The following is a 14,419-nucleotide window of genomic DNA, read 5'->3' as shown; positions in this document are numbered from 1 at the left end:
ACCACTTTCGACCTCACGGCCGAACGCCGACGAGAACGGAAGCCAAATGGCTGCTCTCATGGAGGAATTCCGCGCCGGCCCTTGACCACGCCGGGGCGGGACGGAGCGCTTCTATTGGCAAGCTGATATCCACCCTGACGAGCAAGTTGACGGCTGGCAGGGGCTCACGGATATGCCCGCCGCACCATCCGATCTGAGGATGGATTGCATGTTGATGCCGCAAGTGCGGCCGCCTCCAGAACAGGTCCGTTTCAACGGTCGTGGAACCGATCGCTGTGAAGTGGCTCACATGCGGCTGGACAATCCGGATGTATTCGTCGTGCCGGGTGGAGATGGCAGACGGAGATGCGCATGAAACCCCTCATGCTTTCGCTCATTGCAGCCATGCTTCTCGCCGGTGCGGCCAGCAACCTGTTCAGGTCGCATGCAGTTCTCCAGTTCGGTCAGCACGGCATGGCGTCCATTCAAGACATGCAGACAGGCCAGGCGAACAAGCTGCCCGAGCAGGAGCTGCAGGACCGCTCCGTCTTGTTTGCGAAAGAGCCGGCTCAGTAGGCTGAAGCGCCCGCGTCGGACTCCGCTTATTCGGCCGCGGCCGTTGCGGGGCGCGGTTGCCCGTCGTTCGGTCCGGTTTGCGCCTTCTGCTCGTCAAGCCAGAGGCTATGGTGCTCGCGAGCCCAGTTGACGTCGACTTCGCCCGAGCCCATGGCCTCGAACGCGCCTTCCATGCCGATGGTGCCGATATAGATGTGCCCGATCATCGCCGCGACGAACAGGACCGCGACGATCGAGTGGACGATCTGGGCCATTTGCATGCCCTCGATCCCCGTGCCGTAGAACGGGAACATCAGCGCGTAGCCGGACGCTGCGACGAGTCCGCCGCCGATCACGACGATCCAGTAGATCATCTTCTGGCCGCCATTGAAGCGGTAGGCCGGCGGATGGTCATGTCCGATCAGGCCGCCGCCGCGCTTCGCCCATTCGATATCCACCTTGCTCGGGATATTGCCTCCGATCCACATCAGGAAGATCAGGACGACGCCGATGGTGAACGGGAAGCTCAGATAGTTGTGCGCGTATTTGGCCCATTGCGACCATTCCGAGAAAGCCTCGAAACCGATCAGCGGCAGCAGCAATGGCCGGCCGAACGTGATGTTCAACCCGGAAATGGCGAGCACGATGAAGCAGGTCGCCGTCAGCCAGTGCACGAACCGCTCGAAGGCGTTGAAGCGTACGATGGTCCGGCCGGACCGTCCGGCTTCGAGACGCACCATCCCGACGGTGAGATAGAAGATCACGATGGCCGCGGTCATGCCGAGGATCGCAATGCCGCCGATCCAGGGCAGCGTCACATTGCGGAATTCCCGCCATTCCCGTCCCTGCGGCTGCTCGAGAACGCCGGAGCGCTGATCGGGAATGCTGACGCGGCCCTGAATGCGGTTGAGCTCCTGCAGAAGCTGCTGCTCCTTGACCGCGCTCGCGGTCGGGTTGACCTGCTGAGCACTCGCGGGCACCGCCGTCACCAAAAGAAGCAGCGCCCAGGCGCCGAACGCCAGACGAATGAACCTTCCAAACGACGCCATCACGTCCTCCCCGGTCTTGCGCGCCCTTCGGCTGCCCACGTCAGGACTCGATTGTCTCGCGATATGCGGTCTTCCAGCCCCACGCACCCGAGCCATAGCCGCGCTTCATGACGCGCTCCTTGTAGATCTGCGCAATGATCTCGCCGTCGCCCGCAAGCAACGACTTGGTCGAGCACATTTCAGCACACAGCGGCAGCTTGCCTTCGGCCAGCCGGTTCGCACCGTATTTCTCGTATTCCTCCTTGCTGCCGTCGGCCTCCGGACCGCCGGCGCAATAGGTGCATTTGTCCATCTTGCCGCGTGAGCCGAAGTTCCCGACCTTCGGATATTGCGGCGCGCCGAACGGGCAGGCGTAGAAGCAATAGCCGCAACCGATGCAGAGGTCCTTGGAGTGCAGCACCACGGCATCGGCGGTGGTGTAGAAGCAGTTCACCGGGCAAACGGCCGCACAGGGCGCGTCCGTGCAGTGCATGCAGGCCATCGAGATCGAGCGCTCGCCCGGCTTGCCGTCGTTGATGGTGACGACGCGGCGGCGGTTGATGCCCCAGGGCACCTCGTGCTCGTTCTTGCAGGCGGTGACGCAAGCGTTGCACTCGATGCAGCGATCGGCGTCGCAGAGAAATTTCATCCGAGCCATGTGCGTGCTCCTCTCAGGCTGCGACGATCTGACAAAGCGTGACTTTCGGCTCCTGCATGCCCGTCGCAGGATCGTAGCCGTAGCTCGTGATCGTGTTGGCGCTTTCGCCCAGCACGATCGGATCGGTGCCGGCGGGATAATTCTTGCGCAGGTCGTTGCCGCCGAGCCAGCCGCCGAAATGGAACGGCATCCAGGCGACGCCCTTGCCGACGCGTTCGGTCACCAGCGCCTTCATCCTGGCACGTGAATTGTTCTCGGCACCGCTCACCCAGACCCAGCCGCCGTCCTTGATGCCGCGATCGGCGGCATCAGCCGGGCTGATCTCGATGAACATGTCCTGCTGCAATTCGGCGAGCCATGGATTGGTGCGGGTTTCCTCGCCGCCGCCTTCGTACTCGACGAGACGCCCGGAGGAGAGGATCAGCGGGAACTGCTTTGCGATCCCCTTTTCCACCGCCGCCTTCTGCACCGAGAAGCCGATATTGGGCAGGCGGAACTGCTTGGCGTCGGGCAGGGTCGGATATTTCTCGACGAGATCGACGCGCGGCGTGTAGATCGGTTCGCGATGTACCGGGATCGGGTCCGGCAGGCCGAACGCATTCATGCGCGCCTTGCCGTTGCCGAAGGGCACGCAACCGTGCTTCAGCGCGACGCGCTGGATGCCGCCGGAAAGGTCGACCGCCCAGGACACCGCATCCGGATTGGCCGGGTTGACCCTCTGGATCGTCGCCATCTCGGCCTCGGTGAGATCCTTGTCCCAGCCGAGCTTCTTCAGGCTTGCCAGCGTGAACTCGGGATAGCCGTCCTCGATCTCCGAGCCCCTGGAGAAGGATTTGTCGGCGAGCAGGCTCACCTTCCGCGTCGTGCCGTCCGGCAGCTTCTCCTCGCGTTCGATGCCGAAGCGCGGACGGAACGCGCCGCCGCCGTCCATCACGTGCAGATTGTTGTTGTAGAGCAGCGGCGAGCCGGGATGCTTCACCTCGGGCGAGCCCCAGCACGGCCAAGGCAGGCCGTAATAATCGCCGCCGACCTCCGGATCGTCCTTGGGCGCACGCAGCGTCACCAGGTCGAACTTGTGCTGGTTCTTCATGTGCGCCTTGATGCGCTCCGGCGACTGCCCGCAGTAGCCGGTCGACCAGCTTCCGCGGTTGATCTCGCGCAGCACGTCCTCGGCGACCGGAAGATTGTTCTCGACCTTGATGTTCTTGAACATCTTGTCGGCGAAGCCGAACTTCTTCGCCAGCAAATAGATGATCTCGAGGTCATCCTTGGATTCGAAGATCGGCTTGACGATCTGCTCGCCCCACTGCATCGAGCGATTGGAGGCGACGCGCGATCCCGTGCATTCGAACTGCGTGGCCACGGGCAGGATGTAGACGCCATCCTTGCGTCCCGCCTCGACCGCCAGGGATGCCCAGGTGGTCGGGTGCGGGTCGGCGATCACCAACAGCTCCAGCGCCTTCAGGCCCTTCAGCGACTCCGGAATGCGCGTGATGCTGTTGCTGGCGTGGCCTTGCACGAATACGGCCTTGACGTTGTCCTTCTGCGCGACATCGGCCTTCGGCAACAGCGCAGCATCGAACCATCGCGTCAGCGGGATGCCTGGCGTCTCCATCAGCTTCTTCTCGTCGAAGCGGGAGACGAGATAGTCGTAGTCGACCTCCCAGACCCGAGACCAGTGCTTCCAGGCGCCCTCCGCAAGGCCGTAGTAGAACGGCAACGTCACGATATCGAGGCCGACGTCGGTCGCGCCCTGCACGTTGTCATGGCCGCGCAGGATGTTGGCGCCGGCCCCGGCTTTTCCGACGTTGCCGGTCATCAGCAGCGCGATGCAGCTCGCCCGCACGTTGGCGGTGCCGACCGTGTGCTGGGTCTGGCCCATGCACCAGATGATGGTCGCGGGCTTGACCGTCGCGAACGTCTTGGCGACGCGCTCGAGCTGCGCGGCGGGCACACCGGTGACGCGCTCGACCTCCTGCGGGTTCCACTTCTCGACCTCCTTGCGCAGGTCGTCGAAGCCGTAGACGCGCTGGGCGATGAATTCCTTGTCCTCCCAGCCGTTCTTCAGGATGTGCCACATCATGCCGTAGAGCACGGGAATGTCGGTGCCGGGACGGATCCGGACATATTCGGTGGCGTGCGCCGCGGTGCGGGTCAGGCGCGGATCGAAGACGATGAAGTTCGCCTTGTTGAGCTCCTTGGATTCCAGCAGGTGCTGCATGCTGACGGGATGCGCTTCCGCGGCGTTGCTGCCGATGAACAGCATCGTCTTGGAGTTGCGCATGTCGTTGATGCTGTTCGTCATCGCGCCGTAGCCCCAGGTGTTGGCGACGCCGGTGACGGTGGTGGAGTGGCAGATCCGCGCCTGGTGATCAGTGTTGTTGGTGCCCCAGAACGCACCGAGCTTGCGGAACAGGTAGGCTCCTTCGTTGGTCATCTTGGCCGAGCCGAGCCAGTAGACGGAATCGCTGCCCGACTTCTCGCGAACCTGGAGCAGCTTGTCGCCGATCTCGTTCACCGCAATGTCCCACGACACACGCGTCCATTGCCCGTTCACCAGCTTCATCGGATAGCGCAGGCGGCGATCGCTGTGCACGAGCTCGCGCACCGAAGCGCCCTTGGCGCAATGCGAGCCGCGGTTGATCGGCGAATCCCAGCTCGGCTCCTGCCCGATCCAGACTCCGTTGAGCACTTCCGCCGTCACGGTGCAGCCGACTGCACAATGCGTGCAGATGCTCTTCTTGGCGATGGCGCCGGCCGCGAGCGGGCCGGCAGCGGCCGCTTCCGCCTTGCGCACGCTGACGACCGGCATGGCCCCGAGCGCTGCGAGAGCGCCGCCCGCCAGACCGGATTTGCGCAGGAAGGTGCGGCGATCAAGTCCCGCGGCATGGCCCGCAAGGGATTCGGCCACGGAGCCTCGGCGATCGGAACGCTGGTGTGTTCGCTTGATAAGCACGGCAGCCTCCCTCTCAGGCCGGATAACGATTGACGCGGTAGAACGTCTTCACGTGTTCGGATTCCTTGTAGCGCGCCTTGCGCTTCTCATCGTTGCTCTCGCTGTCCGCCTGCGCGGACCCGACCAGCGGTGTCGCCAGCGTCGCGCCGACACCGGCCGTGCCCAAGCCGACCCTGCGAAGGAAATCGCGGCGTCCGACCTTTGCTTTCGTCTCGTCACTCATCGCAGCTCTCCCGGACCAAGGCGCCTCGGTCAGTTGGCGAATGTGAATGCTTCCGTCTCGATTTCGATAAAGGTGCGGCCGAGCGCGCCGACCGCTCGATAGAAACGGGCGTCGCCGGCGCTCTCGATGTCGGCGAACAGCCGCCCCATCCAGGGCGACACATGTTTTTCGAAGAAGGCGCGCTGCGCCTCGGGCGAGGCATCGAATCGGCCGTCGGCAAGGCCGGACATGATCTCGCACAGGATGGCGGCGTGATCTTCGGGTTCGGAATTGTCGGCTACCCGCGCGATACCGAGCGTCGCAAGGTCGCCGCGCAGGCGCGACAACGGCCGTTCGTTGAGGAAGCCCGTGAGATAATAGGAGGCATAGGGCAGCAGTTCGCCGCGGCCGAGCCCGACGAACAGATCGAAATACTCGCGCTCGACTTGCGCTGCGACGGCGCTCGAGGCCGCATCGGCCAGCGCCTCATGCGCGCGCCCGAGCGGCGTCGCGTCACCGCTGAGCGCGGCGAGCTGATCGAGCAGGCGTTTCGACGGCGGCGCGGACAGCAGCGTTGCCAGCAGCGCATATTCCTGCGCGCGCGCCGCATCGACGGGATCGATGAGGTTCGCTGGGACGGCTTGCTCATTGTAGAGATCTGGCCGCAGATCATTCCGGGAAACGCCGGTGGCAGTCTCGACTGCAACCACCCGTTGTGCGGGCACGCGAGTCCAATTCGACACGGAGGGCTGGCTGATGCCTATTTTGCGCGCAAGTTGAGCGATGCCGCCTGCGGCGTCGATCGCGCGATCAAGCCCGTCATCACGCACGTGGACCTCCCATCCAAGTCCCGTCTGCTTGATTATCGCTTTTGTTACAAAGCAGTAGACAGCGTAATCCCGGTTCCAGCGCCGGTCAATCGCCTGCCATAGCCTGTACCTATAGTCTTTGGTCGTGGTTCACCGCGGCAGTGCACCACCATGCGTGCGGGACCTCACCGGCTCCGCGGAATCCGCAGGTCTTTCGCCCACTGTCGGTTGCACTGCAGCAGGGATCGCCGGGTGCTGCCTCTCATCGGGCTCAACGACATTGGAAACAAGTGCCACATCGGCTTGATGCGAATCCGCCGGAGAATCCCCGCTTTCAGTCGATGCCTCGGCAAGGGACTGGGCCGCCTCGCGCACGCCGCCGACAATGCGATCGACCAATGCGGCCAACTCCTCCGTCGAGCAATCCAGCGGGCCAAAACCCGGCATCGCAGTCGGATCGTTGAAGTCCCATGCATTCTCCGCAAGCCCCACAAAGTCGCGAATGGCGGGATCGGTCGCCCAGGCGCGGCGAAGGGCCGCACGGCTCAAGTCCCGAGGAATCCTCTTGCCGAGGAAGGCCGTGATGTCGCTCGCAGCATTGATGTCGTCGATCGACGGCAGACTCGATAGATCGAACTCAGCCTCGTCCTCCGTGACCTCGGACGGCGGCGCGGGCTGCGCCGCGGCAGGCTTCGCCGGCTCCGCTCGCGATTCGCGCTTGCGGCGGGACCAACGTGCAAGGAACTCCTCCTCACTCATTCCTGTCCGCCTTCATGCTCGCGCCGTGCCAGTGCCTCCGGGTCGGCGCGGCGCCGCTTGCGCTTGACGAATTCCCGCTCGACATGGTGCTCGGCCACGAAGCTTTCAATCGCTTCGCGCAGCACCTCCGGCATCGGCACGGCCTCGACGAGATTGTCGGCGGCTTCGGTGAAGCCTTCGCCCTCGGCGGGGTCGGCCGTCACCGCGGCGACGGCATAGGGCCAGGCGCCGTCCGAGGGCGACAGCACGATCCAGACGCTCGGACTGCCGGAGGCGAGATTGTCGCGATAGCGCGCCGTCTCGGAGGGATAGAGATCGACGGTCGCGCTTCCGGCATAAAACAGCGTCGTGCCGTCCTGCTCGCGAAGCACGGTCCACGGCGGTGTCATCACCGGCTTGTCCGGCAGGACGGCAATTCCGCGCCAGATGAAATCGACCCACGGCGAGTCAGCCGAGCGCCGCTCGACCACGACGCCGACGGCAATCGAGAGGGTGGGCAACGCCGCAGGGCTCATGTCGCCATCTCCAGGTGCTTAACCGGCAGCCCGGTCAGCAGATTCTGTGGCTTCATCCGGAGCTTCTGATCCGCCGTCATCGACAGGATCAGGTAGACCGGTTCACCCCCGACATCGTCAAGAGCGCTGCCTGAATCCGCAAACGTCAGGCGGAACAGCGCGAGGACGCGATCGGCGTCGCGCTCGCCGAGTTCTTCGCCGTGCCACAGCCGGTCGCCGAGCCTCGTGGCGTCGGCATCGAGCCCGACATACCAGGTGAGCCTTGCCTCGTGCAGCGCGCGCAGCGGCTCGATCACGACGTCGATGCCGAGCAGATGGGAGACCCAGCGCGTCATCGCCTGCGCCAGGGCAACCGGCCCGCGGCCGCCGGCCGTAAGGTCAAGGGCCATGTCGAACTGGTCGCTGCGCTGCCAATAGGCCTCGGCATTTTCCTCGCCCAACACCTCGACCACGGCATCGGTGGTGGCGCCCAGCATCGACATCAGAGAGAGTACCGGGGTCGGGCTCCGGCCTCCAACGACCTCCTCGTCTCCGAGCAACAGGGCCTGCTCATGCGGCAGGATGCGCTGGGTCCGGAAGAACAATTCGGCCGCGCGCAGCACGAACGGGTCGTCGCAGCCATCGAGCGCATTCCGCAGGATGACGTGAACGAGCTGGTTGACGAACAGCGGCGGCAAATCGTTCGCACCCGATCTCACCGATGCAAGATAAGCGGCTTCGAGCGTCGGATGCCGCAACAGAAGATCGCGGAACGCCAACACGAACTGCCAATTCTCCCGCGCATCCGTATCGACCATCCCGGCGATTTCGCCGGCGCTGACCGCCTGGCGCGGGTCGGCGAGCAATTCGCGGTGCAGCCGGCGTTCGACCGGGCACGCATCGTCCGGCGGCATCAGCTCGGGGCGGGCAAAATAGGCCTTGAGGAACTCGTCCGTGACACGGAGCCCACCGCCCTCGTCGCGATCGAGCAGGTGATGACCACAGGCGATCCAGAAATCGTTCATCGGACGGTCGGCTCCCGCCCCAGATCCGCAATCCTGAGATCGCCGTCAGGCTGGACCTCGTCCTCAATTTCCATGAACGAGAATGCCTTGCTGTGTCCCTGACCTTGCCCTTGCCGGAGTTGCAGCCGGCGGAACGACTCGCGGACTTCGCCGTCGCTCGAGGTGCGGTGCACTGCAATGAGAGAGCTGATCGGATGGCTGCAAAGCGACTGCGCGAAAGCGACCTCCTCTTCCGCGGCCGTCTTCGCCGCCGCCATGTCCGGCGCACCGAAGCGATCGACGAGTTGCCTGGCAAGGAGATCGACCAGGCCGCGACGATCGTCTTCGGTTGCCGGAACGATCTGTGCCAGCGTCGACCAGCCCCAGGACTGCACCCCGAGGAAACCGCCGCGAAACGCCGCGCGCGCCTTGCCCTCGAGCCTGGCAGCGTCGTGATCCCAGAAGCGGAAAGCGCCTGAGACGGCCCATTCGGCCGGTTCCGCCGCCACGTCGAACACGAAGGTGTCGGAGGGATCGAGCGCGATGGTGCGCAAGAGCTTCACAGGCGCGGTCCTCCGAGGGCCGGATCGAGCCAGGACGGCGTCGCGAGCGCCCGCACGAGATCGCTTCGCTGGACCCGATCCGTCCCGATGCGGCGTGTCAGGACATCGCCGCGATCGTCAATGCGTTGAACCGTCTGTCTTTCACGCGGAATCCGCGTGAGATAGTCGCGCGCGACGCTGTCAAAGCCGTCGACCCGCCAGCCATCCAGCGCCAACATCAGGTGCCGGGCAAAGCTCTCCGTGATCTGCGCCGCGCCGGCCTCGCCAAAGCCTTCCTGGTCGAGCGCCGAGGCCAGCGGGTGGACGCCCGGATCGTCATCGTTCATGGCAACCGTCCTTATCATGGCGCCGAAGACCAGCCAGGGCGGCGGCGCGTCCTCGTCAGCTCCGGTAAGCCAACCCAACCGTCCGCCGCCGACCAGGCCCCCGTCGATCCTGACCGCGTCCGGCCAATTGAGCGTGATCGGCTTGCTCGGCGGCGCATAGGCGCTAAGGGCATCGGTGAGAGCGACCATGCCGGCGTAAAAGGCGCGGCGCGCGCTGCGCAACGGCTCGGCCGGCTCCAGCACCACGGCGAACTCTGCGAGGTCGAAGCGCCCGACATAGACCAGCGTGCCGGCACCGGCCTCCGGTGCGATGCGGCATGCATGGGCAAAGGCATCTCCGCTCTCGCGCAATCGCACCAACGTGAACGGCGGCGGCAAGTGAATAGGTTCCGCCAGGGAAACATGGTTGACTGGGGTCGACGACAGGCCGTCCTCCGCTTTCCTTTTCTTCCCGATGGATAATGTCTATACGAGGCGAAGGGCCGGCGCGAGTCCGTCGTCGGCGTCCGAATGGCGGAGGGGTTAACCTGGAGCAGCCGTCGAAGACCGTCCTGATCTGCTCGTGCGAAGACACGATGTCCCTCGACGTGGCTGCGATCCGGCGCGGATGCCCGAACAGCGAGGTCAAGGGCTTTCGCCACCTCTGCGGCGCGGAGCTCGATCACTTCCGCAAGACCGCCGCGGCAGACGGCGTGTTGACGGTCGCCTGCACGCAGCAGGCAGCGCAGTTCTCGGACGAGGCCGGTGAACGGGCTGATGCGATCAGTTTCGTCAACATCCGCGAAACGGCCGGCTGGTCCCGCGACGGCGCGCGCGCCGGTGCGAAAATGGCCGCCCTGCTCGCGTCCGCCGCCATCCCGGCCCCGGACTATCCGCTCGTCACCCTGTCGAGCGAGGGCGTGATCCTGATCTACGGGCGCGATGAGGCCGCGATCGAGGCCGGCCGCCTGCTTGCCGATCACCTCGACGTCACGGTGATGCTGAAGCAGCTCGACGACACGGTGTTGCCAACTGCAACGGTCTTTCCGGTCGTGAAGGGCACGATCCGCTCCGCGACGGGACATTTCGGCGCGTTCGAGCTTGTGATCGACGACTATGCGCGTCCCCGTCCCTCCTCGCGCGATCGTTTCGTGCTGGACCCGCCGCGAAGCGGAGTCACCTCGCGCTGCGATGTCATCCTCGATCTTTCCGGCGATCTGCCGCTGTTTCCCGCTCACGACCTGCGCGACGGCTATCTGCGCGCCGACACGAAAGATCCCGCCGCAGTGCTCCGCGCCGTGCTGACCGCGCGCGATCTCGTCGGCAGCTTCGACAAGCCGAAATATGTCGACGTCGCGCCCGCGCTTTGCGCCCATTCGCGCTCGAAGCGCACCGGCTGCCATCGCTGCCTCGATCTCTGCCCGACCGGGGCGATCACCCCCGTCGGCGATCATGTCGCAATCGATCCGAACATCTGCGCGGGCTGCGGCCAATGCGCGGCTGCCTGCCCCACCAGTGCGGTATCCTACACGCTGCCTCCAGCCGATGCGCAGCTCCAGAAAATCCGCGCCATGCTGCTCGCCTATCGCGAGGCCGGCGGCGCGAATGCAGTGCTGCTCTTTCATGACAGCCCGCACGGCACACCCCTGATCGATGCCCTCGCGCGGCACGGCGACGGCCTGCCGGCGAACGTGCTTCCCTTTGCCGTCAACGAGCTCACACAGCTGGGGCTGGAAGCGATCGTCGGCGCCTTCGCCTATGGCGTATCCGCTGTGCGCTTCCTGCTCCGTACCAAGCCGCGCCACGATGTGACCGGACTGTCGCAGACGATCGCGATGGCCGAAGCGATCCTCGGCGGCCTTGGATTTGCGGGCCGTCGCCTCGCCACCATCGAAACCGACGACCCCGATGCTCTGGGCGAGCATCTGACTGACATCGGCACGCTCACTGCGGTCGCGACGCCCGCGACCTTCAGGACCGTCGGCAAGCGGCGCGACCTCCTGCGGTTCGCCCTGAGCGAGCTGCATCGGCTGGCGCCGCAGGCGGTCGACGTGATCGCGCTGCCACAGGGGGCGCCGGTGGGCGCAATCACCGTCGACACTGATGGCTGCACGCTGTGCCTCTCTTGCGTCTCGGCCTGCCCGACCGGCGCGCTACGCGACGATCCCGAGCGGCCCGTGCTGAAATTCATCGAGGATGCCTGCGTGCAGTGCGGCCTGTGCGAGAGCACCTGTCCGGAAAAGGTCATCAGCCTCAAGCCGCAGATCGATTTCCGCGCGGCGCGCGCTCCCGCGACGATCATCAAGGAAGAGGAGCCCGCACTCTGCGTCCGCTGCGGCACGCCCTTCGGCGTCAAGAGCACGATCGACCGCATCGCAGCCAAGCTCGAGGGCCGGCACTGGATGTATCCGGCAGGCGACCGGCGCATCGAGGCACTCAGGATGTGCGCAGACTGCCGCGTCATCGTCATGAGCGAACAGCAATTCGATCCGTTCAAGGGCGTTCCGGAACGAACGCCGCCGCGGACGACGGATGACTATCTGCGCCAGCGCGAGGGCAAGGACTAGCGCATGTACTCATAGATGTCGGCTCACCAACGTAAAGCGGAAGTCACCCACCTTGAGCGTGATCTGCGGCTTGTGAACCAACAAAGCCGAAACTGTTTGCATCCTTGCTCCCACCGAGGAGCAATGTGGCGGCCACCACGGATATCGCTACCATCCCAACAAGCTTCGCAAAGGACTTCGCATTCACGAGCCTGATCCTCCCTAAGGCGCTCTCGCCTTCATCAAAATGAACAGGTGAGAACCGGCGGCGATTAGCGAGAAGATGACTATTCCTAATTCAACACCGTGCACATGCTGCGGTGCATATGTTGAAGCCAGCCAAATGAAGAGCCGAACGGCCGCCATGAAGGCAATCATCCCCCACATTGCGAGCCATTTTGGGGCGTACCAAGTCGGCTCGCTGTTGGGACCCCATTGCATGGCAACACGCTCGCTTGCGATACGCGGGCCAAAATATAGGTTTAACCCGACGACCGACGCGATGGCGAAGCCAAAGACGTAGTCTGCTGGCACCATGCTTTCCGCCTTCCCAGATCCAGCCGAGACTACCCGGAGATGGGGACGCAATCCATTCTTGTTTAGATGGAACTTCTCGCGTCCGCTTCTTTATGGTTGCTGTTGAATTGACTGGACGCTACGACCGCTATTGGGCCCGTAGCTGGCCTTCACAGCGCTGCCGGCTGCGGCCCGCTTCTGACCCCTTAGCTGACCTGGGCACCTCACCGTCAGCTCCGTTTGGGAATAAGCCTCAGAAGAACCCAGCCAAAGAAGCAGGTCCCTGCAAGTGAGCCGGTTAGCACGAAACTGAATACACCCGGTTCAGCCTGATAATTCACCCAATGTAGGGGGGTGAACTTATCTCCGTAAAATACTCGCCGCGAAAAAACGGCCGACAAGACCTCAGCAAGAAAAAGCAGCCATGCCGCAGCGAGCAGACTCCATGCCGCAACCGACTTGGCCTTGCGCATCCTCGCATTGGCCCTGCGCGGGATTGTGACTTTCTGACGTGTCATGGCGCCATCTCACCCGACCGCGCCTTCGCAGCGCCGCGAGAATAATGAAGACGAAGTGTACTGCCGGCAGGCGAAAAGCTGGTGCGGGGTGAAGTCATTTGGCAGCCCCGTCTTGCTTCATGGCTGACTTCATCTCGGCCATGGTCGCGCTCGCGGGAAGACGCCTCTCCTTGAGAACCCAAACGCCACATAGCCAGCCCAATCCCGCTCCAATGACCAGAGAGACGATCAACGGCAAGAGTCCAAAATTGAGAACGAGATTTCCCAAGAAGAAGCCGAAGGCCCCAAGGGCCGCGATAACCCCCGCATAGGAAAAATTGTCCAGAGACTTGTTCAGTGATCCCATGCGCCGCCAATTGTAGTTGTATTTTGCAACTTAGATCATCCTAAAACAACTAAATGATGGTTAGCGGAATGCCTAGGTTTGCATGACGAAAGATTCCGCTTCTGGCCCATCTGCGACCTCGGAGGCCATCCACTCTTCGGCCGATGCTGGCACTGGGCGTGTAACGGCTTCACCGGATCCACCGTCCCGGCGACGGGACTTCGGGCACCGGGCTTCAGTTCAGCCCGGTTGCATTCTCAATCCTCTCCACAGGTTCTATGCTGCGATCGACTCCGCTTCACCCCATCGGTAAATTGTACCATCGACCCAGATCCGATGCAGGATCACTGCGAGCTTGCGCGCCAGAGCGACTTTGGCGCGCTTCGAGCCTCGCCGCTTGGCTACGTCCATCCCCCAGCGCTTGAGTTTTGAGAATCGCGTGATGCGCGATAGCAGAACGTTGGCGGCTTCATACAACACCGTGCGGACTATCTCGTCACCGGCCAGCGTGATCCCGCCCGTGACGTCCTTTTCTCCCGATTGGTATTTCTTTGGCGTTAGCCCAAACAGCGCGCCGGCTGATTTTGACTTCTTGATGCGATTGGGGTCGTCAATCGCCGATTTGTATGTGATAGCCACCAGGGGACCAACGCCTGGCACTGTCATCAGCCGGCGACAGACCGCATCGTCACGCACGGTTGCCAGCACAGCCTTGTGTAGCCTTCCGTACTCTGCCTTCAGAGCCGATCGTGCCGAAAGCATCGCCGTGGCAATGCGCTCCAATGTTGCCTGACCCGCGACCAACTCTCGGATCCGCGCTTCGAAGGTTTTTCGCGTCACAGGGCCAACCTTCAGCCCAAAACCACGCAATATCCCGCGGATACTCAATTCCACATCGATAAGTCGCCCAAGAAGCTGCTTGCGCGCAACCAGCAGCGCTCGAATTTCTTGAGCCCCTATCGACTTCGCGTGCACCGGGCTGAACCATCCCATCCGGATCAACTGGGCAATCCCGCGTGCATCCTTGCGATCAGTCTTCACTGTCATCGCTGACAATGCTGCTTTCACATGCCGTGTTTCCAGCAGAACCGTCTCGAAGCCCGCTTCTTTCAGCCCCGCATGCAGCCATTGCGACAGCGGCCCAGCCTCCAGCCCGATCCGCTTCACTGCAAAGCCAAGCGTTTCAAGGAACTCAACTAAGG

Annotated in this window: 15 protein-coding genes; 2 read left to right on the top strand and 13 right to left on the bottom strand. The window is 63.6% G+C overall.

The features are described from left to right. Positions 1–345: 345 nt before the first annotated feature. Positions 346–555: a hypothetical protein gene (locus H1B27_RS06825; protein WP_061882046.1), complete on the top strand. Its 210-nt coding sequence runs from the start codon at positions 346–348 to the stop codon at positions 553–555. A gap of 26 nt (positions 556–581) precedes the next feature. Here H1B27_RS06825 and H1B27_RS06820 read toward each other — a convergent pair whose 3' ends face one another. From H1B27_RS06820 to H1B27_RS06775, 10 genes are all read right to left on the bottom strand, one after another. Beyond that, on the bottom strand, positions 582–1,583 hold the full coding sequence (locus H1B27_RS06820) for a formate dehydrogenase subunit gamma (protein ID WP_197965455.1): 1,002 nt from the start codon (positions 1,581–1,583) through the stop codon (positions 582–584). Positions 1,584–1,623: 40 nt separating this feature from the next. After that, positions 1,624–2,220, bottom strand: coding sequence for a formate dehydrogenase FDH3 subunit beta (fdh3B, locus tag H1B27_RS06815; protein WP_027571966.1), 597 nt, complete (start codon positions 2,218–2,220; stop codon positions 1,624–1,626). 13 nt (positions 2,221–2,233) lie between these two features. Further along, positions 2,234–5,176, bottom strand: coding sequence for a formate dehydrogenase subunit alpha (locus tag H1B27_RS06810; RefSeq protein ID WP_197965454.1), 2,943 nt, complete (start codon positions 5,174–5,176; stop codon positions 2,234–2,236). Positions 5,177–5,189: 13 nt separating this feature from the next. Continuing rightward, positions 5,190–5,399, bottom strand: coding sequence for a twin-arginine translocation signal domain-containing protein (locus H1B27_RS06805; RefSeq protein ID WP_061882044.1), 210 nt, complete (start codon positions 5,397–5,399; stop codon positions 5,190–5,192). 29 nt (positions 5,400–5,428) lie between these two features. Beyond that, positions 5,429–6,208: a molecular chaperone TorD family protein gene (locus H1B27_RS06800; RefSeq protein ID WP_061882043.1), complete on the bottom strand. Its 780-nt coding sequence runs from the start codon at positions 6,206–6,208 to the stop codon at positions 5,429–5,431. Positions 6,209–6,337: 129 nt separating this feature from the next. Beyond that, complete coding sequence (locus tag H1B27_RS06795; RefSeq protein ID WP_197965453.1) at positions 6,338–6,946, bottom strand: DUF3306 domain-containing protein; 609 nt, start codon at positions 6,944–6,946, stop codon at positions 6,338–6,340. After that, positions 6,943–7,461, bottom strand: coding sequence for a DUF3305 domain-containing protein (locus tag H1B27_RS06790; protein WP_197965452.1), 519 nt, complete (start codon positions 7,459–7,461; stop codon positions 6,943–6,945). The genes H1B27_RS06795 and H1B27_RS06790 overlap by 4 nt, the downstream gene beginning before the upstream one ends. After that, positions 7,458–8,465 carry a DUF6352 family protein gene (locus H1B27_RS06785; protein WP_197965451.1) on the bottom strand — a complete coding sequence of 336 codons (1,008 nt, stop codon included), beginning with the start codon at positions 8,463–8,465 and terminating at the stop codon, positions 7,458–7,460. The genes H1B27_RS06790 and H1B27_RS06785 overlap by 4 nt, the downstream gene beginning before the upstream one ends. Beyond that, positions 8,462–9,007 carry a DUF6505 family protein gene (locus H1B27_RS06780; protein ID WP_197965450.1) on the bottom strand — a complete coding sequence of 182 codons (546 nt, stop codon included), beginning with the start codon at positions 9,005–9,007 and terminating at the stop codon, positions 8,462–8,464. The genes H1B27_RS06785 and H1B27_RS06780 overlap by 4 nt, the downstream gene beginning before the upstream one ends. Continuing rightward, positions 9,004–9,711 (bottom strand): biotin/lipoate--protein ligase family protein, encoded by a 708-nt coding sequence (locus H1B27_RS06775; protein WP_197965449.1) that lies wholly within the window; start codon positions 9,709–9,711, stop codon positions 9,004–9,006. The genes H1B27_RS06780 and H1B27_RS06775 overlap by 4 nt, the downstream gene beginning before the upstream one ends. A 197-nt stretch (positions 9,712–9,908) precedes the next feature. On the opposite strand from H1B27_RS06775, the gene H1B27_RS06770 reads away from it, so the two are divergent. Continuing rightward, positions 9,909–11,879 (top strand): 4Fe-4S binding protein, encoded by a 1,971-nt coding sequence (locus H1B27_RS06770; RefSeq protein WP_197965448.1) that lies wholly within the window; start codon positions 9,909–9,911, stop codon positions 11,877–11,879. A gap of 201 nt (positions 11,880–12,080) precedes the next feature. Here H1B27_RS06770 and H1B27_RS06765 read toward each other — a convergent pair whose 3' ends face one another. From H1B27_RS06765 to H1B27_RS06755, 3 genes are all read right to left on the bottom strand, one after another. Then, entirely contained in the window at positions 12,081–12,395 is a 315-nt protein-coding gene (locus H1B27_RS06765) for a hypothetical protein (protein WP_061882036.1), read from the bottom strand. A 591-nt stretch (positions 12,396–12,986) separates the two neighbouring features. After that, positions 12,987–13,238, bottom strand: a complete 252-nt coding sequence (locus tag H1B27_RS06760) for a hypothetical protein (protein WP_061878821.1) — start codon at positions 13,236–13,238, stop codon at positions 12,987–12,989. 255 nt (positions 13,239–13,493) lie between these two features. After that, positions 13,494–14,419 (bottom strand): IS110 family RNA-guided transposase (locus H1B27_RS06755; RefSeq protein ID WP_197965447.1); only part of this gene is annotated, 926 nt, incomplete at its 5' end.

Source organism: Bradyrhizobium diversitatis, from assembly GCF_016031635.1.
GTDB lineage: Bacteria > Pseudomonadota > Alphaproteobacteria > Rhizobiales > Xanthobacteraceae > Bradyrhizobium > Bradyrhizobium diversitatis.
This window is presented reverse-complemented; position numbering and strand designations above follow the sequence as displayed.